General features: G+C 40.9%; 19 protein-coding genes and 1 pseudogene. 14 read left to right on the top strand and 6 right to left on the bottom strand.

The window, feature by feature from the left end:
* Nucleotides 1-545: pseudogene (locus N480_RS25600) on the top strand (ribonuclease E); the annotation flags it as partial.
* Nucleotides 546-864: 319 nt separating this feature from the next.
* Here the strand turns inward: N480_RS25600 and N480_RS07930 are convergent.
* Together N480_RS07930 and N480_RS07925 are read right to left on the bottom strand one after the other, a co-directional pair.
* Nucleotides 865-2,193, bottom strand: a complete 1,329-nt coding sequence (locus N480_RS07930) for a murein transglycosylase domain-containing protein (RefSeq protein WP_063371983.1) — start codon at nucleotides 2,191-2,193, stop codon at nucleotides 865-867.
* A gap of 45 nt (nucleotides 2,194-2,238) precedes the next feature.
* Nucleotides 2,239-2,817 carry an LPP20 family lipoprotein gene (locus tag N480_RS07925; RefSeq protein WP_063358336.1) on the bottom strand — a complete coding sequence of 193 codons (579 nt, stop codon included), beginning with the start codon at nucleotides 2,815-2,817 and terminating at the stop codon, nucleotides 2,239-2,241.
* A gap of 205 nt (nucleotides 2,818-3,022) precedes the next feature.
* On the opposite strand from N480_RS07925, the gene N480_RS07920 reads away from it, so the two are divergent.
* The 3 genes from N480_RS07920 to N480_RS07910 are packed head-to-tail and all read left to right on the top strand — an operon-like array spanning nucleotide 3,023 to nucleotide 6,344.
* Nucleotides 3,023-4,732, top strand: a complete 1,710-nt coding sequence (locus N480_RS07920) for a hypothetical protein (RefSeq protein ID WP_231102238.1) — start codon at nucleotides 3,023-3,025, stop codon at nucleotides 4,730-4,732.
* Between the two features lie 12 nt (nucleotides 4,733-4,744).
* Nucleotides 4,745-5,359 carry a penicillin-binding protein activator LpoB gene (locus N480_RS07915; protein WP_063371981.1) on the top strand — a complete coding sequence of 205 codons (615 nt, stop codon included), beginning with the start codon at nucleotides 4,745-4,747 and terminating at the stop codon, nucleotides 5,357-5,359.
* Nucleotides 5,349-6,344, top strand: a complete 996-nt coding sequence (locus N480_RS07910) for an LPP20 family lipoprotein (protein ID WP_063371980.1) — start codon at nucleotides 5,349-5,351, stop codon at nucleotides 6,342-6,344. Before N480_RS07915 ends, N480_RS07910 begins: the two co-directional genes overlap by 11 nt.
* Before the next feature lie 27 nt (nucleotides 6,345-6,371).
* Here N480_RS07910 and yejK read toward each other — a convergent pair whose 3' ends face one another.
* Entirely contained in the window at nucleotides 6,372-7,382 is a 1,011-nt protein-coding gene (gene yejK, locus N480_RS07905) for a nucleoid-associated protein YejK (RefSeq protein ID WP_063371979.1), read from the bottom strand.
* Between the two features lie 66 nt (nucleotides 7,383-7,448).
* On the opposite strand from yejK, the gene N480_RS07900 reads away from it, so the two are divergent.
* The 6 genes from N480_RS07900 (at nucleotide 7,449) to N480_RS07875 (ending at nucleotide 14,136) form a co-directional block, all read left to right on the top strand.
* Nucleotides 7,449-7,661 (top strand): DUF1414 domain-containing protein, encoded by a 213-nt coding sequence (locus N480_RS07900; RefSeq protein WP_063371978.1) that lies wholly within the window; start codon nucleotides 7,449-7,451, stop codon nucleotides 7,659-7,661.
* A gap of 4 nt (nucleotides 7,662-7,665) precedes the next feature.
* Nucleotides 7,666-9,162 carry a DUF3413 domain-containing protein gene (locus N480_RS07895; RefSeq protein ID WP_063371977.1) on the top strand — a complete coding sequence of 499 codons (1,497 nt, stop codon included), beginning with the start codon at nucleotides 7,666-7,668 and terminating at the stop codon, nucleotides 9,160-9,162.
* A gap of 134 nt (nucleotides 9,163-9,296) precedes the next feature.
* On the top strand, nucleotides 9,297-9,770 hold the full coding sequence (locus tag N480_RS07890; protein ID WP_063371976.1) for a hypothetical protein: 474 nt from the start codon (nucleotides 9,297-9,299) through the stop codon (nucleotides 9,768-9,770).
* Between the two features lie 219 nt (nucleotides 9,771-9,989).
* Entirely contained in the window at nucleotides 9,990-11,723 is a 1,734-nt protein-coding gene (aceK, locus tag N480_RS07885) for a bifunctional isocitrate dehydrogenase kinase/phosphatase (protein ID WP_063371975.1), read from the top strand.
* The gene (locus N480_RS07880; RefSeq protein WP_063371974.1) at nucleotides 11,720-12,658 is read left to right on the top strand and encodes a LysR family transcriptional regulator; all 939 of its coding nucleotides are present in this window, start codon (nucleotides 11,720-11,722) and stop codon (nucleotides 12,656-12,658) included. Before aceK ends, N480_RS07880 begins: the two co-directional genes overlap by 4 nt.
* A gap of 5 nt (nucleotides 12,659-12,663) precedes the next feature.
* The gene (locus N480_RS07875; protein ID WP_063371973.1) at nucleotides 12,664-14,136 is read left to right on the top strand and encodes a carboxypeptidase M32; all 1,473 of its coding nucleotides are present in this window, start codon (nucleotides 12,664-12,666) and stop codon (nucleotides 14,134-14,136) included.
* A 44-nt stretch (nucleotides 14,137-14,180) separates the two neighbouring features.
* Here N480_RS07875 and N480_RS07870 read toward each other — a convergent pair whose 3' ends face one another.
* Nucleotides 14,181-14,543: a hypothetical protein gene (locus N480_RS07870; protein ID WP_063371972.1), complete on the bottom strand. Its 363-nt coding sequence runs from the start codon at nucleotides 14,541-14,543 to the stop codon at nucleotides 14,181-14,183.
* A 144-nt stretch (nucleotides 14,544-14,687) separates the two neighbouring features.
* On the opposite strand from N480_RS07870, the gene N480_RS07865 reads away from it, so the two are divergent.
* From N480_RS07865 to N480_RS07855, 3 genes are all read left to right on the top strand, one after another.
* Nucleotides 14,688-15,551, top strand: coding sequence for a hypothetical protein (locus N480_RS07865; RefSeq protein WP_063371971.1), 864 nt, complete (start codon nucleotides 14,688-14,690; stop codon nucleotides 15,549-15,551).
* Between the two features lie 108 nt (nucleotides 15,552-15,659).
* On the top strand, nucleotides 15,660-16,070 hold the full coding sequence (locus N480_RS07860; protein ID WP_063371970.1) for a hypothetical protein: 411 nt from the start codon (nucleotides 15,660-15,662) through the stop codon (nucleotides 16,068-16,070).
* Nucleotides 16,071-16,137: 67 nt separating this feature from the next.
* Nucleotides 16,138-17,052, top strand: coding sequence for a M14 family metallopeptidase (locus N480_RS07855; protein ID WP_063371969.1), 915 nt, complete (start codon nucleotides 16,138-16,140; stop codon nucleotides 17,050-17,052).
* A gap of 22 nt (nucleotides 17,053-17,074) precedes the next feature.
* On the opposite strand, the gene N480_RS07850 is transcribed toward N480_RS07855, so the two are convergent.
* Nucleotides 17,075-17,665: a CBS domain-containing protein gene (locus tag N480_RS07850; protein WP_063371968.1), complete on the bottom strand. Its 591-nt coding sequence runs from the start codon at nucleotides 17,663-17,665 to the stop codon at nucleotides 17,075-17,077.
* Between the two features lie 470 nt (nucleotides 17,666-18,135).
* On the opposite strand from N480_RS07850, the gene N480_RS07845 reads away from it, so the two are divergent.
* Nucleotides 18,136-19,092, top strand: a complete 957-nt coding sequence (locus N480_RS07845) for an FHA domain-containing protein (protein ID WP_063371967.1) — start codon at nucleotides 18,136-18,138, stop codon at nucleotides 19,090-19,092.
* A 19-nt stretch (nucleotides 19,093-19,111) separates the two neighbouring features.
* Here the strand turns inward: N480_RS07845 and N480_RS07840 are convergent, their stop codons facing one another.
* Complete coding sequence (locus N480_RS07840) at nucleotides 19,112-19,633, bottom strand: DUF962 domain-containing protein (RefSeq protein ID WP_063371966.1); 522 nt, start codon at nucleotides 19,631-19,633, stop codon at nucleotides 19,112-19,114.
* Nucleotides 19,634-19,780: the final 147 nt, after the last annotated feature.

Raw genomic sequence — 19,780 nt, 5'->3', positions numbered from 1 at the left:
AAGCACCTGTTGCTGAGCCTGTTGTGGCTGAACAAGCAGAAGCACCTGTTGCTGAACCTGTTGTGGCTGAACAAGCAGAAGCACCTGTTGCTGAACCTGTTGTCGCTGAACAAGCAGAAGCACCTGTTGCTGAGCCTGCTGTGGCTGAACCAGCAGAAGCACCTGTTGTTGAACCAGTTGTGGTTGAGCAAGCAGAAGCACCTGTTGCTGAGCCTGTTGTGACTGAACAAGCAGAAGCACCTGTTGCTGAGCCTGTTGTGGCTGAACAAGCAGAAGCACCTGTTGCTGAAGTGAGCGTTGAGCCGGCTGAAGTTGTAAGTGTAGAACCAAGTAGTCAGACTACTGAGCGTGTGCGTTTCAATAGAAGTGCAGCATCACCAATGGCCAAAGCGAGTCCAAGCAACGAGCCTGAAAATATCACCACACCTAACGCAATGCCTGACGAATTACGTACTATAATCCGTTCTAGCAGCCTAGGTGCAGGTTCTAAAGCACCTACGGCACGTGCAAGCGCGCAAATGGCGTCTCCAGCACCTGTCGAATAAAAGCACTCTGAATGCTGATGAAGAAACCGACCACATGTGGTCGGTTTTTTATTTTAAGTACCTCTGCCATAAACCATTTCTTTGCAAGAAGCTTATCCAAGCTGCAAAAGTTAGTCGCAAGTTACAAGGTCACTATTTTGTATGCACAATTCGAAGTGGTTATCCGACCTCTAGTCGGTGAAATAGAAGAAAAAACATCACCTTTGCCTACTACAATTATGTGATGAAAAGGCCAAAGAGTTTTGAGGATTGTAATACCAGACCGTACTAGGAAACAGGTAAGTACAGTCTGGTGTAAAAGTAAGAAGGAATTGTTTCGCTAAATATACAACTTTTCAGTTTTCAATACTTTTTTCAAGTAATGCTTAGTCTCGTCATAAGGTAAACCACTTTGCAACGCTTCTAAGACCCGCTCTGGTGACATTGAATTAATAACTCTAGATGCCCTATTAATATTTCTCGAGCCATCACTATTAAACACACGCGCTACATTACCAGCACCAGTGTTATATGCCGCTATCATGCAATACTTCCTGCTAACTGGATCTTTGATGTTACGCAAATACCTGTCATTAAGTAAATGCAAATATGCAGTCCCTGCCTCAATATTGTTGTTGACGACAAATAGGTAGGGAGCACTCATTGGTGCATCAATCTTAAATAAAAACCGATTCACATCGACACCGGCACTCGTAGGCACGACTTGCATGAGTCCATATGCAGGTATGTGTGACTTGGCAAGTGGATTAAAGTGGCTTTCAGTGTGCATCACAGCGAGTACCAAGCTCGAATCGATAGCAAAGCGTTCACTCTGCTTCGAAATATGCTCAGTGTAATGAGATGCACGCTTTTTAGCTAAACTGCCTTGTGGCAGTTTAATTGTGACCTTAGTTACTTTTTCGTCATTTTGACCGGCTATTTGTCTGACTGATTGTGCCAAATTTTGGATGCGTTTAACTTCCAGCTGCTCTAACTTAGCCTTATCTGCGTTTAGCTTTTCAACCACTTCACTTGCATCGCTTTGTGCAAGTGCGAGCTTTGCATCCGCTTTTTTGTCTAACAATTGCTTTTGCTCAATTGTCTGCTGCTTTATCTTTGCCTTGGCATCAATAATTGCATTAACTTTGAGATTTCGGTCTATGTTATATGCATCTTGGGAAGCTTCGCTGATCTTTGCTGGCTCACCATTTAAAAAGCTCTGTAGTACCGCATTTTCTGACTGCCTAAATCGCTCGAACTCGCGCTTGATGTCAGAATCCGAAGGGGCGCCTTCGCCATCATGGCGAATACTTAAAGTTAACTCATTATTTTCGAAGTCAATTTCAAGTCTAGACAAATTATCTTCGGAATAGGAGACATACTCATTACGAGACGCAACCTTAGCTTCGCCCCAGTGCTTGATTAGCTCATCTCTAAAGGCATCATATTCAGCTAAGTGTTGCTCCACAAACTGCTCGTATTCTCCCAAGTGTGCTGCTTTGAACTGTTCAAATTCGCTGCTCGTCTCGGCATTCTCAGGTAAAGTTTGAGCCTTGCTATCATAACCTTCCATTTCTTTTGATAGTTCATCAAAAGGTGAGGCGCTGTTAGCATAAGACGCCCCAATTACAAGCTGAGACAACACTGTTAATGCTAGTACTTTTTTCACTTTTTAATCCTTACAAGCAAAAAACGCACCCAAAGGCGCGCTTTATTAGTTGGTCAATCTAGCAATTTCTTTTTCAAGATCTTTCTCAGCTTTATATGCTTTGAACTCTTGATAAAGGAACTTTTCATCTTGTGGATTAATATCTTTTTTGCTCTCTTTGATCACATCTTTGAACAAAGATTGAGTTAATTGTGGTGACAATACAACCAATGAACAGTAGTAATCTTTACCAGCAATCTCTACAACATCTGCTTTATTTACGCGAGAACCACGAAGCGTTTGCTTGGTAAGCTGCTTTGATACTGAGCTAAATGTTGAACCTACTGTTGTTTCATCATTTGCATCTGTGCGATTTGCGAAAGTCTTATCTAAACCTTCAATACGTGTTTCGATTTGTTGCGCTAGTGCCAAACGCGCATTTGCAACTGAGCTCTTTTGGTCAATGGATATGTTACCAGAAAATTTTACACAATCTGCTGCTGCGATCCCGTTTTCTATTGTCGGGTTTAATACCCAGTCAGGAATATTCACTTTTGACTGGGAGGCAGACTGTTCTTTTGTTGAGCTACATCCTGCCAATATCCCTGTAACAAGCACTGTTGTAAGTAGCGATTTAAGTTTCATGGTGGTTTCCTTCGTCAGATTAATTGCCTAAAGCGATGATTTAAATTTATCAAAAGGCTGGGCCAATTACAGTAATAAATTGTAAGAACGATTTTTTACAACTTTGTTCTTTAAAAAAACTAAAAAAATCTTAAACTTGGAGACAATATAACTGAATTACTTGGTATAGTCACCGATATGTTTTTAACAAGTCATGGATGTCAAAGTGCAATCTAGTGTTATTTCTCATTTTTTTCTCGCCAGTAGCATCGTACTACTGGCGCTGCTAACAGGCTGCCAATCTACACCTGCGAACAAAAGTGCGATTCTTTTGGCGCAGCAAGGAAATTTCGAGTCTGCAAAACAGGCGATTAGAAATGATTACTCAGCGACAGGAAAAAGCAAGCTGTTACATTACCTAGAATTGGGTATGCTTAATCATTTACAGGGAAACTACGAGCGCAGCAACACGCTTTTATCTCAAGCTCAAGAAATCATTGAGGCACAATATACCATCAGTGTTGTAGAGTCAGCTGTTGCGTTGGTCAGCGGCCCTACATATACCACCTATGCTGGCAAGGTCTATCATAGACCCCTAATAAACTTATACAAAGCACTCAACTATAATGCATTAGCTAATCAAGCAGGACCAAATAAGCAGCAATACCTCGACTCTGCAATGGTCGAAATGAGGCAGCTTGATACATACTTAGTTAACTTAAAAAACGAAACCGGGGGTTATGAAGAAACATCTGCTGAGGAGCCAACCTCGGATGATTTGACGAACCAAATATTCAGATTACTCCAGCCTGTATTTGCCCCCAACGATTTATTGGTCAATATCGACTATAAAGATGATGCCTTTGCACATTACATAAGTGGCATGTTGTTTGAGCGAAGTAGTGAGCTAGACTCGGCTCGAATACAATACCAAAGAGCAGCCAAAGCTTTTGAGAACGGTTTTGCAACGCAATACAATTTAGACAATAAAAAAATTATCGCCCAAGTGTATGCGGACTTAATTCGAGTTATGACTGATGCGGGTGGATATAAAAGCGAAATTCGCCAAATAAACAAAAAAATTGGAAAAGCAGTGAAGGCAGACAAAAAGCCTTTACTCAATGTTATTCAAAATGTAGGCATTGGGCCACAGCGAAAAGAATTTAATTTACTTCTTAAAGCAGATCATGATGCAAAAGCACTCGTCATGACTCCCATCTTATGGGGGACTGGTCAAGAACGTAAAGCACAAATGAGATGGTTTCAAATGTTATTTGCCGACACCAGTATTTTTGACATGGTACAAAACTACGCAATGGGTGATATTGGCGACGTCGCCATGGGTGCACTAACGAAGAGAATTCCTTTGGGCCCGCTTTGGGATGACGCAGAAGACATTGGCTTGATCCAAGCTTTAGAATACGGCAGCCGTATCTCTGTAACTTACTTAGAACCTTTGCAGCAACAAATAAAAAGCGCAGAGGTATGGGTTAACGGTCAAAAAGCAGCAGAGTTAGACAAAATATACTCGGTCAGCCTGCTGACCCTTCAAGACGCGTTAAGAAATGCTAACTCAGAAATACAGGTCGCGCTTACAAGAGAAATCATTAAAGCCATAACCGCACAGAAAACCATTAATGCGACAGGCTTAGATCAGTCATTTGCAGGCTTTGCTAAGTTTGCCACCTCTGTTGTAAACGCAGTAACCGCTTCAGCTGATCTAAGGCAGTGGCAATCACTCCCTGCACAAATCAATTATGCGCAAATACCGTTAGATAAAGGTACTTACGAGATCACTTTGAAAACTCACCTCACATCAGGAAGAGTGATCGAACAATCAGCAGCTGTGGATGTGTCGGACAATATCACTCTATGGCACACTCGCACATTTTTGCAGCAGTCACGAGTCACTGCTCCAGTTTCAACTTTTTTATAATGGAAAAATGTTATGAAATGTAATAATACCTTGTTAAAAATCACACCACTCGTTATCGCATGTACGCTTGCTGTTTCAGGTTGCTCGTCAACCAAAGTGCAACGAGTAGATGCAAATCAAGAGGTTGCATTATCTGACAAATGGAATGGAAAGGATTCTCAACTCGTTGCAGAAGCCATGATCAATGACATGCTTAGCTTCCCTTGGGTTAACGATCACTTACAAAAAGAAGGTCAAAGACCTGCTATCATCATTCAGTCAGTACGTAATAAGTCACATCAACATATTGCAGTAGACACGTTCTTAAACGATCTAAAGCGTTCAATTTTACGTAGTGGCCAAGCCGATTTCGTTGCCAATAAAGACGTTAGACGCGAGATCCGCGATGAACGAAAAGACCAAGAGCTTAACTCAAGCCTAGAAACGCAAAATGAGATGGGCCAAGAGCAAGGAGCAGACTACGCGCTTTCTGGCACCATCAATTCATTTGTTGATGAGCAAGGCGGTAGTCGCGTAACTTTTTATCAAGTTGACCTGCGCCTAATCGACATGACAACAAACCGTGAGGTATGGAATGGACAAAAGAAAATTCAAAAATTGCAGGAACGTTCACGTTTTGGCTTCTAAATCGTTATTGGCGGCACTGGTGAGCGTCGCCGTACTCACTGGGTGTAAATCAAACTCTGCTAGTCAAACGCAAGTAAACGCTGCACCTCAGTGGACCTCTGTGACACCAACGTCCAATTACCTAGTCTATGGTGTTGGTACGGCTCAAAACACGGGTGACAAGCAACAAGCAAAACTCGCAGCACAAGAGTCTGCACGCTTAGCACTGGCCAAGCAATTGAATGTTACCATTGCGGCCAATACGACCATAAAGCAGCAAGCAGATGATAAGTCGATGACTTTTCATATTGATGAGTTAATTCAGTCAAAAGTACCTAACATTCAGCTCCAGGGTGTAAAAATTGAAGATGAGTACTTTAACACTCAACAACAGACTGCATATGCATTGGCCGCTTTCAATCGCACTGAAGCCGTTATGCAAACCGAACTTTCAATCAATGGACTAGATGATGAAATCTCGCAATTTAATTTAGAGCATGCGGCTAATAAAACACTGACCTTAAAGCGTGCGGTCGCATTAAAAGAGTTAGTTGTTAAGCGTGACAAACTGAATCAATACTTGCAAATGTTGCAAGCACCACACGTAACTGTGCCGAACTCAGTTCGCACCAAACAAGCTTTGGCTGACAAAATACTCAATAATATTAGTTTTAGTATTGCAGCTGACCAAAGTGAACATAACAAAGTTAGGGATCTGCTTGCGCGTGCCCTGACCAGCCAAGGTATTAAAATTACCGACCAAGGCGCTGACTTTGCGCTGCAATTTCGTGTCGACTGGCAAGACATGAAGAAATCGGGCACTTATTATAGTCTCGCCGAGAGCTTTTTAGTGATTACAGAAGCTGGCGAAGAAAAGGCCCATTTTAATGCAAAGGTAAAAGCGGCTTCTAGTTTTAAAGACACTGCCAAAAGTAATGCGATGGGTAAACTCGCCGATAAGCTTGGGCAACAGCTAGCCGAATTTGTCGTTTCAGGCAAATCTTAAAATTAAAAAAGGCCATTAAGGCCTTTTTTAATTCTCTTGAGAGTATTTTTCTAACTGATCTTTTAAGTTTGGTGGCACGCCTTTAATTGTAAGTGTGTCACTTACAGGATCATATATTACTCGCTCGCCTAAGTGCTTACGCTCAAATCCAACGCTCACACCGCCACCCATACCAGAAAATTTCACCATTGCCGTAACAGTCTTTTTATCCAGGGGGAATGACTCTTCAAGCTCGTAACCTTGCTCCTTATAAAAGTCTTCAAATTGAACTTCTGACGACTTTGATAGCGTGTCCGACAGCCCTTCAATATCCGCATCTTCACCGCTATTAATACAGTCATTACAATAATCAAATACTTCTTTGCGTATTACATCTTTTTCAGCTTTTTCAAACTGCTGCTCAGACAAATAGTCTTCTACTGCGTGCAGCATCGTCTGCGACTGTTGCTTTGGGTCCACACCTTCAGCACAACCTAAAAAGTCTAAAAAGAAATCTGCAACTTTGCGCCCTGCTCGCCCTTTAATGAACGAGATGTAACGGTTCTCATCAGCTTGAGTATCCCAAGCAGTCAGATCAATACGCGCTGCCAATTGCATACGGGAAATGTCGAGGTGCCTTGAGCTCGCTAAATCTAGCTCTGACGTAATCGAATAATGCTCTTTAATACTGATTTGAGCAATTAACATATAATCGCACCCAACATACTGATAATGGCAAAATACTAAATAGCCTGTTTCATGAAACGCATATTTATTTAGCTCTTCTTTTAGGACTTCTGTTGCCTGCTGGGTCATATGCCAAAACCCAAGCTCACTATTACGGTAGCTTTGCATTGCAGAAGCTACCGTACTATTTTTATCACCGTCAAATGCACAATAACCTTTACCAGGTTTACCATTATATGCGTGATGCAACTGCTCAATAAAAACATTTACACGGTCGTTAATCACCATTTCATCTTCACGTAAATGGATCTCTGTTTCTTCGTCACGCTTGTCTACATAATGTACAACAAGCTTTTTCACCTCAATGCTCATCTTTGTTTTTAACGCCTCTGGTGTTAGAATATGAAGAATTGTAACTCTATTAATTTGAACCAACCGATGCCAATTCAGTCTAAATATTCCAATGAACAAGTAGAACAAATTGTTGATAGTTTAATCAATGTACTCCAAGAGCACAAAACACCTGTCGATTTGAGTCTAATGTGTTTAGGAAATTCTATCACGCACATTTTAAAAGAACATGTGCCAGAAGCTAAAAGACAGGAAGTTGCTGAAAACTTCGCCAAGGCGCTTATTCAATCGGTAAAATAACGGAATGAATCTCACACCACACAGTCCTTTTTCGTCAAAAGCGAGCCAACTACTCAGTTGGGGGCACTGGTTTACCTTTGCCAATATAGGGTTAGTGCTCCTCATAGCATTGACCTACTTGGCAGCGGATTCTGCACCAAATAGTTTTGGTGGCTGGGTTTATATGATTGTCACTTGGCTAAGTCATACCAGCTTCATTACTTTTTGCGCATTTGTGCTCACAGTATTCCCTTTAAGCCTCGTGTTTCCTTACCCAAGGCATATTCGGGGGATGGCTGCGATTATCGCTACTGTAGGGATATTAACTTTATGTCTCGATGCCTTTGTGTATTATCAACAAGGGTACCATATTAGCGTGCAATCCTTGCCAGAGATAGCATCGTTATTAGTGGGTATGATAAACGGTTTGTCTATCACAACCGCTTTGTTTATCATCTTTTTAGTCATCATCATACTGGCGTTTGAGCTGATTGTTGGTAACCATGCTTGGCGGCATTTAGACAAATTAAAGTCTTACCGGTTTCCAAAATATGCCACGGCTGTATTAGTTAGTTGCTTCGCCACTAGCCACCTTATGCACGTTTGGGCTGATGCTAATAATTATTTTGATATTACAAAACAAGATAATGTGTTGCCTCTGTCTTACCCCACAACAGCCAAAACATTGCTCGCAAGGCACGAACTTCTCGATTTAAATGAGTATCAGCAAGCAAGGACCGTGCGCTTGGAAAATGCGACTTCCAACTACCAGTTGCCGACAAATCTACCAGCTTGTAAGTTTGACGCAGCACCGGTAGAAATAGTCGTTATGACTGAGCAGCTCGATAATGACGAAGGTCTTTTTGAGGATCCACGGTGGTTTACACATTCACAACTCTTAGTGCCGACCAATCATTTGGACCGGAACTTCAATTTAGTGTACGGTCTTCCAGCCTATTATCGTACAACAGTCACAGAGCGACGTTTAACCCCAGTATGGAATACATCAGATACGCTCTCTCTCGTGGGTGAAGTGCCGTTTGATTACCTCAAACAGGACGTAAATGATGGCCAAATACGCTTTTTGTTTAGTGACAAGTTACCGGAGTTTGATGACAATCAAAACTACATTGTCATTGAACAAGGCAATGATAAGTCAATTGTAACTCAAACGAACTTACATACTAATTTACCTTACTTTTCAGAACACAGTGGCCTGATGCAAGGTAATGATATTATTATGACTTTACTAGATAAGCATTTTGGATGTGGTCAATTAGCACAGCAGACAATGCTCGGAAACGTCATTGGCTCGGAGTCGGTAAACCAAGGAGTTAATTATTCTCAGGGTGTGTTAATTGCATACAAAAAAGACCGCATTATTTTGGTTAACCATGATGGCAGCCACAAGCAAATATCTGCAAAAGAAGGGTTTCACATTGAGCAAAAGCTAGATACCCCTTTCCTTGTGCAGAGTATCAAGCGACTTAAGCAATTTACCGGTAAAACACCCAGCTTATAGGTTGGGTGTTTTATTAATATTTTCCTAAAAGACAGCTATTATAAAGGGCCTAACTTTCTGTCTTCATCATTGCTGCCATTTTATTCTTTGTCGTCTATATTTAGAAAACAGGTAACAACAAGGATGCTTTTGCAATGACACTACTTCGATTATTTCTCCTATTATTCTTCCCCCTTTTTTGTAGTGCCAAATCTACTGTTACCTATTATAAATGCGTTACTGATAAAAGTACTGTATTTAGCCAGCACCCTTGCTCTAGCTCAGCACAACAGCTAACACTAACGCACTCAGACCCTCAAGCAAAAGTACCTTCAGAGCAGCACTTTAAAACGCTCAATGAGCTCGAAAGACGCCAAATTGTGCGTAACTTAAAAAATGCATTACGCGCTAAAAAGCAACACGCCGCCATCTTAGGAAGAAAACGAGACGAAGCGGCAAGAGAGCAACAGCGTAGAGTCACAAGGTTAATGGACGACGAGAAGCGCAAGGCAACTGTCAAAGATGTAAAACAACAGCTTAAATCAATTAACAAAGATTATTTGAAACAAGTTAAAGTTTTAAATAAAGAAATTGCCCAAATTGAAAAGAAGCTCAAAAGGATGGAATAACCCCCTTTCCTACTCCCCACCTTTTTCGAGCTAATAAACTTAAGCTCGAAAGGTTGTAATAATTACACACTATTGTTGTGTTAATTTGCTATTAAATATTGCCATTCGGCGAACTTTCAAGCTAGAGTAGTCAAAAGTTTAATTGAATCAGACAGTAAACGTATAGTTTACGTTATCGTCAATTGAGACAGTATGCAAAATAGCTTGCAAGGAGGCTACATGGATCCTCAAGAAATTGCTTTTTTGATTATTGCCGGGTTCCGAAAGCACTACTCGCTATTTCAAAATATCACCGCTCAAGTACCTCAAGCATTTGCAACCCAGCAGTGGCATGTGATTGAAAAAGTAAACAAATCAAGAATATGCCATTACGATGAGCGAGTGACAGATACGGTCAAGATATTACGATTGCATTTCAATTCGCCTCAGGTAAATACAGCGCTTTGGTATAAAGTAAAACAGGCATATATCGCGTTACTTACATTTCACCCTCAAGCAGAACTGGCCGAAACCTTTTATAACTCCGTATTTTGCCAACTCTTCCATCACAGCTATTTCAATAACAACTTTATTTTTGTCACAAGTTCCTTAGAAGATACAACTCCCCTGCCCGTTGAAGCTGAGTATAGAAGTTACTTTCCAGTTGTTAATGGTTTAAAACCGACCATTCATAAAATCATTTCTAATATAAATTTTGTATGTGAATTTAATGATTTAGAGGGTGATATTCGCTTGTTGCAAAAAGCGTTTATAAAACAAGCACCAGATACTCACCACCAGCACTTCAAAATGCGCTTTGACATCCTAAAATCCCCATTTTATAGAAATAAAAGTGCATATATCGTCGGCAGGGTCATTTCAAGCTCAGGAACACAACCATTTATCATCGCAGTGCTGCATCACCCTAATGGCAAATTGAAAATTGATGCACTTGTTACCAATGGCACTCAAATGAGCCTTATATTTGGCTTTGCCCGTGCTTACTTCTTGGTAGAGACAGATGCTCCCTCTGCTATGGTGGGGTTTTTGAACCAACTCATGCCGAGTAAAACTCAAGCCGAGCTATATAACTCTATTGGATTCCACAAGCATGGAAAGACAGAGTTCTACCGGGCATTTCTGAGCCACCAAAAACGTCATGCTGAACAATTTTGTATAGCGCCAGGCACGCCTGGCATGGTGATGTTAGTCTTTACTCTGCCAACTTTTCCATATGTATTTAAAGTCATAAAAGATCGCTTTGCTGAGAGTAAACCTTTTGGCAGAAATACTGTCCTAGAACGCTACCAACTGGTTAAGAATCATGATCGAGTTGGCAGAATGGCTGATACGCTAGAGTACTCAAACGTCGTCATTAAAAAGAGTCAAATAGAGCCCCAACTCCTTGAGTTAATGAGGGATAAGCTGGGTGACAGTATTATTGAAGATGATGAATTTATCGTTATCAAACATTTGTATATTGAACGCCGAATCACGCCGCTAAATTTATACTTACAAGACGCATCTGACGAAGAAATCGAGTATGCAATTGATGACTATGGTCATGCAATTAAAGAAATGCTGCATGTCAATATCTTTCCAGGAGACATGTTACTCAAGAACTTTGGTGTTAGTCGCCATAAACGTGTTATTTTTTATGACTACGACGAAGTACAATACCTCACCGAGATGAACTTCAAGGCTCTGCCAAAAACGTCATTAAATGACCTGTATTGCGGGGAAAGTACACTATCTTTTGCGCCAAATGACGTATTTCCAGAACAGCTATGTACTTTTGTTCTAACTAACCCTAAACTCAAATCTATATTTGAACGCCTCCACCCAGAATTATTGACACCTGATTATTGGCAGCAAGCGCAGCGCAACATTCAGCAGCATATAACGAAACATGTATTTCCGTACCCCCAAGATCAGAGGTTTGGACAGCACAATAAGAATAAAGGATCACTGTGAATATCAGTAAAATCGACCTAAACCTGCTTGTTTATTTGGACACTCTTTTGCGAGAGTGCAATGTAACTCGAGCCGCCAATCAGCTGAGTATTACTCAGCCTGCGATGAGTAATGGCCTCAAGCGGCTTAGAAACCTTTTCAATGACCCAATATTGGTGCGTACCAGTGAAGGGATGGTACCCACAGAGCGCGCCTTGGAATTACAGCCAGTTATTCGCGGGATCCTTATGACCCTCGAGGAAACTTTAGCGCCAAATCGTGAATTTGAAGCCAGTCAAAGTAAGCGCGTGTTTAGAATTATGGCCAGCGACTACGCGGCAAGTACACTTGCGCCTAAGCTACTGGCAAAGTTACACAACGAAGCGCCAGATACAACACTTGATATTTTGACACCTAGCGATGTGACCTTTCATGATGTAGAAAATGGCAAAGTAGATATGGCCATAAACCGATTCGAAAATTTGCCTCAGTCTTTTCACCATAAACAAATCTGGAAAGACAGCTTTTGCTGCTTAGTAAAATCAAATAACCCCATCAAAGACAACTTTACACTCGATGCTTATTTAAAAGCTCGGCATATTTGGGTAAGTAAAACTGGTTTTGGTGTTGGTGTCGGCATGGATCCTGAGGACGTCCAAAAATTAGGTTGGGTTGACGAAGCCTTAGCTCATTTTGGTAAGCATCGAAATATCGCTACATTTACACGTAACTACCATGTTGCTATACATTTGGCTAAAGAGCAGAACTTAGTTGCGACACTCCCTTCTAAGGCTGCCAATATATACAAAGACGACCCTTCACTCGCAATATTAGAACCTCCGTTTCCAATCCCGCCATTTGAGCTTGATATGATTTGGAGCCCACTACTGCATCGCGATGCAAGTCATATTTGGCTTCGTCAAAAAATTGCGGAAGTAGCCGAAGAGATTAAGTAACATCTATGAAAAATTATCAAAAGCTAGTTGCTCATTACCAATCTATCGATAACTTTGAGCACCTTAGAGCAATCTGTGGCTGGGATCAGGCAACTAATATGCCGTCAGGAGGAGCCGAGAGTCGAGCACAAGCTATGGCAGAACTCGCTGTTCACCTCCACAAATTACACACTGCTGAAGAGTTAGCCGAATTAATCGATAAGGCCAGCAATGAACAGCTTTGTGCGCAACAAAAAGCGAGTGTACGTGAAATGAAACGTACGTGGCTGCATGCAACGGCGCTCCCCTCTGATTTGGTCAAAGCAAAAAGCCTTGCAGGTGCGAAGTGTGAACACCAATGGCGCACTCAAAGGAAACAGAACGATTGGCAAGGATTCAGCAAGAACTTTGCGCAAGTAGTATCTTTGAGTAAAGAAGAAGCCAATATTCGCGCGGCGCAAATTGATTCTACTCCCTATGACGCCATGCTAGATTTGTACGAGCCTGGTATGACATCGGCCCAACTTGATGTCTTGTTTGGCGAGATAACCTCTTGGCTCCCTGAGATCATACAGCAAGCCAAAACACCAGATTCACGACAATCTGTGATGAACTACTCTGTGCAAACCCAAGAAAAGCTCGCAAATGAGTTGATGGCTTTTTTGGGCTTTGATTTTAATCATGGCCGCTTAGATAAAAGCGTGCACCCTTTTTGTGGCGGCACCAGCCAAGATACTCGCATCACAACGCGTTACAACGAATCTGAGTATTTAAACGCCATGATGGGTGTTATCCATGAAACCGGGCACGCTTGTTATGAGCAGAGCTTACCTAAGGAGTATCAAGGCTTACCCGTCGGTAAAGCGCGCTCAATGGCTATCCATGAATCTCAGTCGCTGTTCTACGAGATGCAAATTGGTCGCGGTGATGCATTTATCGAGCTGTTGAGCCGCAAAGTGCAAGCCTATTTCCCAGAACATGCAACGCAAGCTTCCGCAGGCCAATTAAAGACACAACTTCAACAAGTCAAACCGAGTCTTATCAGGGTAGATGCAGATGAAGTTACATACCCAGCTCACATTATTTTACGATACGACATTGAAAAAGCGTTGATAAATGGTGATATCCAGAGCGATGATATCCCAGAACTTTGGGATGCTAAAATGACTCAGCTTTTGGGTATATCAACCAAAGGAAATTACAAAGATGGTTGTATGCAAGATATCCATTGGACTGATGGTAGTTTTGGCTACTTCCCAAGCTATACGTTAGGCGCAATGTATGCAGCCCAATTTAGAGCCTCAATGGCGCAATCACTCGATATCGATCAACTTGTTTTAAGTGAAGACTTTTCACCCATATATAGCTGGCTAAAGACGCATGTTTGGCAAAACGCAAGTATTTACACTACTGAAGAATTACTTATAAAGGCAACCAAAGAGCCTTTGAATACTGCATTTTTTAAAAACCATCTCTTAGTGCGTTACTGCCATAACTAAGCTAACTTGAGCTATGTGTTGTAAAGGGTCACTAAATATGCCCTTTATACACTCTCTACGATACTTGCCTCTTTAGCAGTTCGAATCTTATTCAGCAAAAATTGAGCGGTCTCTTTTAGTGGCTGATCTTCAATTTGCTGCATTCTATGTTCCAAAAAGCTCTCTAAGCGGTCGCTCTTCAACGCACTCAGGCATTTTTCTAACGATTCTTCAATATACGTATGTAGAGAAACAGATGTGCTCCAATCTAAAGAATTTGCCCATTGCAATATGTGACTTAATTCACCAGATTTTAGCTCGCCACACACGCATTGTGCCATCAAGGCTATGTCTAACAGAGACTCTTTTTGTAACTGCTCGACACAAACTCCACTGTCGAGGTGAGAAAGTAGTTGTTCAAACTTCATCGGTAGCTCCTTCAAATTGACGGCATTTGTAGTTTTCCAATGCCATCTCCGACCATATAAAACCTGACTACCAATGTCACTCAAAAAATATACATGTTGACAGACATACACTACCCTTAAATGAAGCCAGCAAGAGCCCCTGTCATGTACAAACACTCTGTCATTGTTGCCACTCTCTATCTATTTTTATCCTGCACGGTCTTTGGGAAAGACTTCATATCAGTACCTGTAGACAGAGATATCTATCAATACACTAAGCAAATCATAAATGGTCAAAGCTTAGCGAGTATTACTCCTGATATATTCGACCACCCACTGTGCCAAAGAGATATTGTAGACTTAGTACTCATTCAAAAAGCGCTCATATTAGGCAATTCCAATCTCACATTGCAGTTCGTTCTAATTGACCATGAGGAACAAGAAGACAACTTGCTAAAATCAGGCCTGTTATTAGTGAGTGTTGATACAATGTGGCTCAGTCAAGTACAACCTATTGCTCACAGCGTACATATATCTTCACCCATTATTCGCAAAGGAGAATATTACGCTGGCTTATATGCAGCGCCCGACAGCACCCAACAACTCGCAGAGAAAATTAGGGGGGATCTCTCTCAAGTGACAGTAGTGAGTAATGAAAACTGGTTGGTAGACTGGCAGACATTACAGCAATTAAAGCCCAAGACTATTTTTAATGAGTCAGAATGGATAATTATGGCGAAACTAGTTAGCCATGGCTGGGTCGACATTATGCTAGTTCCCTTCAATAATCACCCCCATTTTAGATACAGCGGTGAGGACTATGTAATCGAGGCAATAAAAGGAATTAAAGTTGCGTTACAAGATAGTAGACATTTTGTTGTAAGCAAAAAGCACCCTCGTAGTCAACAAACTTTTCGTGAACTTGAATTGGGAATAAAACAACTCAGAAATTCAAAATTTATCGAAAAATCATATAGAAATTGCGGCTTTCTAACCAATTTGGTTGATAAGTGGCGAGAAATACCCTAGAAAAATCGTATTTTTGTATATTCGTATCTACATTCATATTTGATCCATTTTATTCCAATATCTTTCCCCAAATTAGAAAAAAGACTTAATAGATAATAGGAATCCTTAATGAAAGAGCTGAGACTTCAGGTTAATACTTTATTTTACTTCGTGCTTGCTACGCTATCTGTGGTGCTGTTAAGCCTTGCTAAACTGTTCTTTGATTTGCAACTATCACAGATAGCTGCGGTTCAATTCTTCATTGCAATCGTTGCAACTTTAGCGGTATCTGTACACTTTATTTTTGCGCTATCAGGCCAAAAGTGCGTCACAATATGTAATCAAGGTTTGTCCCACTTTAATGTTTTTGGTCGCAGAAGGTTTATACCTTCAGAAGAGATTATTCGCTTGGATACAAAGAGTGTTTTGGGCTTGAAAGCAATTCAAATTCATACTCAGGAAAAACGTATCACGCTACTAGCTTTTAAGATTACAAAAAAGCAAAAAAAGACATTACAGCAATTAGGCTACTTAGCGTAAAAGGTTGAGATATGATTTTAAACTGCTTAGGATGCAACAGGAAAAACACATAACATAGAGAAGATTCATGTCAAAACAATACCCAATTGGCAAGCTAGGTACTCCTTGGTGCACCGACGAAAAACAAGCTTGGTATCAACAACAAAAGATACAACGCTCTTATCAGACAAACGTCGTTAGCAAGATTGAAGGTTTACGCAGCATATGCACAGTCGAGGAGTATGGTGTTTTGACATATGAAGCGGGGAATTACCGCCTTTTCGCACTCAAAAACAAGCAGTTTGACCCAAAGCGCCCGACAATTTTAGTCACCGGCGGTGTGCATGGCTACGAGACGAGTGGAGTTATGGGGGCGCTCGCTTTTACTGAGCGTTATATAGAGCAGTTTAGTAACCAGTATAACTTTGTAATTTTACCTTGTATAAGCCCTTGGGGATTCGAAACCATTAATAGGTGGAACCCGGAGGCCATTGACCCAAATCGTTCATTTTATGCAAATAGTCCAGCGGCAGAGTCAAGGTTGGCAATGGAATACATCGCAGCTTATGACGGAGAGATCATTGCACATATTGATTTGCATGAAACGACCGATACTGATAACAGTGAGTTTAGGCCTGCACTTGCGGCAAGAGATGGTAAGGTAAACCATAATTGGAATATTCCTGATGGTTTTTACCTTGTTGGGCACACTCAAAAACCCGTGCCAGACTTTCAAAGAACGATCATTGAGGAAGTACAAAAAGTCACGCATATTGCCGATGCAGACGAAAATGGCCAGCTGATTGGGGTAGATACAGAACAATTTGGTGTTATCAACTACGACGGAACAAAGCTTGGTCTTTGCATGGGTATGACAGACGCGCCATTTGTAACCACAACCGAAGTGTACCCTGACAGCCAGAATACCACTTCAGAAGAGTGTAATAATGGTCAAGTTGCATCTATATTGGGTGTACTTGCGTACTTATCAAATCAAAATTAATCCCTAGTTGCGGCCTTTATCTCTAGGCCGTAACCTCTCCATGTTCATAAATAATTTCAAAAATCTCTTTGAATGAATGTGCTTTTTGTAAAATGTTGACTGGAATGTGAAGGGCTCTTGCGATATCCGATGCTGAAATCATCCCTCGAAGGTTTTGATTTGCATCCATCAAAAGTACGTGCTGATGACCAAGTTCTCTTAACGTCTCCAAAATGTCTCCAATTCTGGCATGCTCAACGCACTCATAAAACATGGCGTGTAAATCGCTCTTTTTCGTCATCACATCTTCAACGGTTAAATCTGCCCGAGAAACATTCCGTTTTTGCGCTGTTGTAAGTACTTTTCTGCCAGTAAGATCTTTTGAATTCACGACACCTACAAATGTATCATCATGATCAATAACCAGTTTACAACGCACATGGCCATTTACCATCATGTACAGCGCATGGTCTATGTCTACATCTTTAAGTATCACTTGCGGGTGGCGACGAGTGAAATCAGTGACCACTTGCTCGGCAGGACTAAAAATGGATAGCGGATTCCCTTCATAGTGCTCACAAAACTGATATATTCCTTCCAGTTTAGTTGTATTCAAAAGTTTAAACTCACTCATAAACCACCTCTTGTGGAGTTAAAAATTGCAGCTATGTAAAAAGGATGGTTCATTGTTCGAGTAATCGCAAGGAAAATAAAAGGTACTACAAACATGATATAAAAGTACTGTAATCTCCTGTAATAGATAAAATTAATAATCCTTCGTAGAATACACACATAGGTTAGTAAACATTACCAAAAGATATTCAACTGGCTACTTAAAATTGAAGACCTTGCAGATTTCCCTTTATATGTGCCCACTCAGGTGGGCCTATTTTTTAAGTTATAGAATGCAAAGTTTTGACTAGGGCAACCTTTCCTAGTGGGCTATTCGCACGCAACAAGCACTGAATTAAGGGTAGCTGCTAGCGAAATAATCAAGGAATACGAAGCATTTCACTAGTAGTCTACTTCTTTTATCAGGTAAAATTTCTGCAATTGATACGTGATGCTAACCTTTAGCAATAATACGGAAATCTAGGAAAATCTATGGCTTACTTGATTGATGAGCAAAAGCTCGAAAAAATATACCTGAAAAGTTACCACACCTTTGGTCGTTTTAAGTTTAATGTCGACACCTTTTTGGATAAACCCGGTATTTCGCGGCACCACGCTATCATCGAGTACACTAATGAAACTTGGTTAATTCGAGATGTCAGCACTAATGGCATTTGGATTAATGACCGAAAAATCGATAAAAACTTACCTTATCAACTGTCTGAAAATGATAAAATAGACTTTGCAGCACCTGGACAAAACTCATTCGTCGTATCTAGTTTAAATGCCAATTGTCAGTATTTTGTATCTCAAAATAACCCAAAAAATGTTATTGAGATTGAAAACCAAATGCTACTGCCTAATGAGCAAGATCCATCTCACATTGTTTACTATGATGCATTGTTAAATTATTGGTTCTTAGAAGACTTAAATACTTCTGACAGACAAGCTTTAATCGATGGCGGGATTACTAGTTTATTTGGAGAGCAATGGCTCTTCTACTGCGCTGGTATCTCAACAATGACAAAGCATTTGGAGCAACAACCGGCAGTGAAACCATTGTCTCTTAACTTCTCTGTCAGCTTAGACGAGGAAAAGACAGACTTGTCTCTCATTGTTGAAGGTGAAGAAATAGATCTGGGTAGTCGTAGTCACCATTACTTGCTCTTACTCCTTGCCAGAACACGTATCGAAGACAAACAATCAGGGCTCGATCCTGAATTGCAGGGGTGGGTTTACCGTGAAGATTTGGCAAAACAACTTGGTGTACAGATGAACCATATGAACATCATGGTCCACAGAGCTCGGAAGCAGTTGAGTGAAGCAGCGCCAGAAAAAGCCCCAGAAGCGGGTTACATTCTAGAAACTAACAATGGTCAAATCAGGATGAACTGTCAGGACATCACGATTCTAAAAGGCGCACAGCTAGAAACCAGAATTAGCCTCTAAGGGTCACGGGGCATAAAGGTTAATTTCTGCATGCCCCAGCTTGACCAATAATTTTATCTTCTAAGCTCTTCAAAAAGCCTAGCTTAAAGAGTACTTCAGTCAATACGAACAATGGTCCGATTAAAAGCCCAATCAAATCATCAACAAAAGCGGGCTTCTTACCTTCAAAATAATGACCTATAAATTGAATTACCCAACCAATAACAAACAAGCCGACCCCCGTGCCATAAAACATCCAGTTTGTAGACATATTTGAGGACATACCTTGATGTATGGTTAAAACGCCTGTGTAGCCCAGTATAAGTATCGCAACCATCGTAAGGCCAATCGTAGGAGATAAGAAAAAGTAATACCCACCAGCTAAGGTGATCAATAGCATTGCGACCGTCACAGTCAAACCCGACAGTTCAAATACAGGAATATAAGTCATCATAATAACCGCAAACACTATAAGCGGTACGCCAATAAGGTGTGTTTTAATGTTTCGATTATCCCGATGATACATTGCATATTGAACGAGGTGTTGCTCTAGGCTTCTCATATGACCCAATCCAGAGTATTTACTTTAAACTTAATCTAGCGATAATCTGTGCCAATTGTCAAATAATGAACAATAGATAAGGGGTAAATAAGGTACTAACCTCAGAAGTAAGAATTACATTATTCAGCTGTACATTGTTTAGTAATA

This window comes from Pseudoalteromonas luteoviolacea S2607 (genome assembly GCF_001625575.1).
Classification (GTDB): Bacteria; Pseudomonadota; Gammaproteobacteria; order Enterobacterales; family Alteromonadaceae; genus Pseudoalteromonas; species Pseudoalteromonas luteoviolacea_E.
This window is presented reverse-complemented; position numbering and strand designations above follow the sequence as displayed.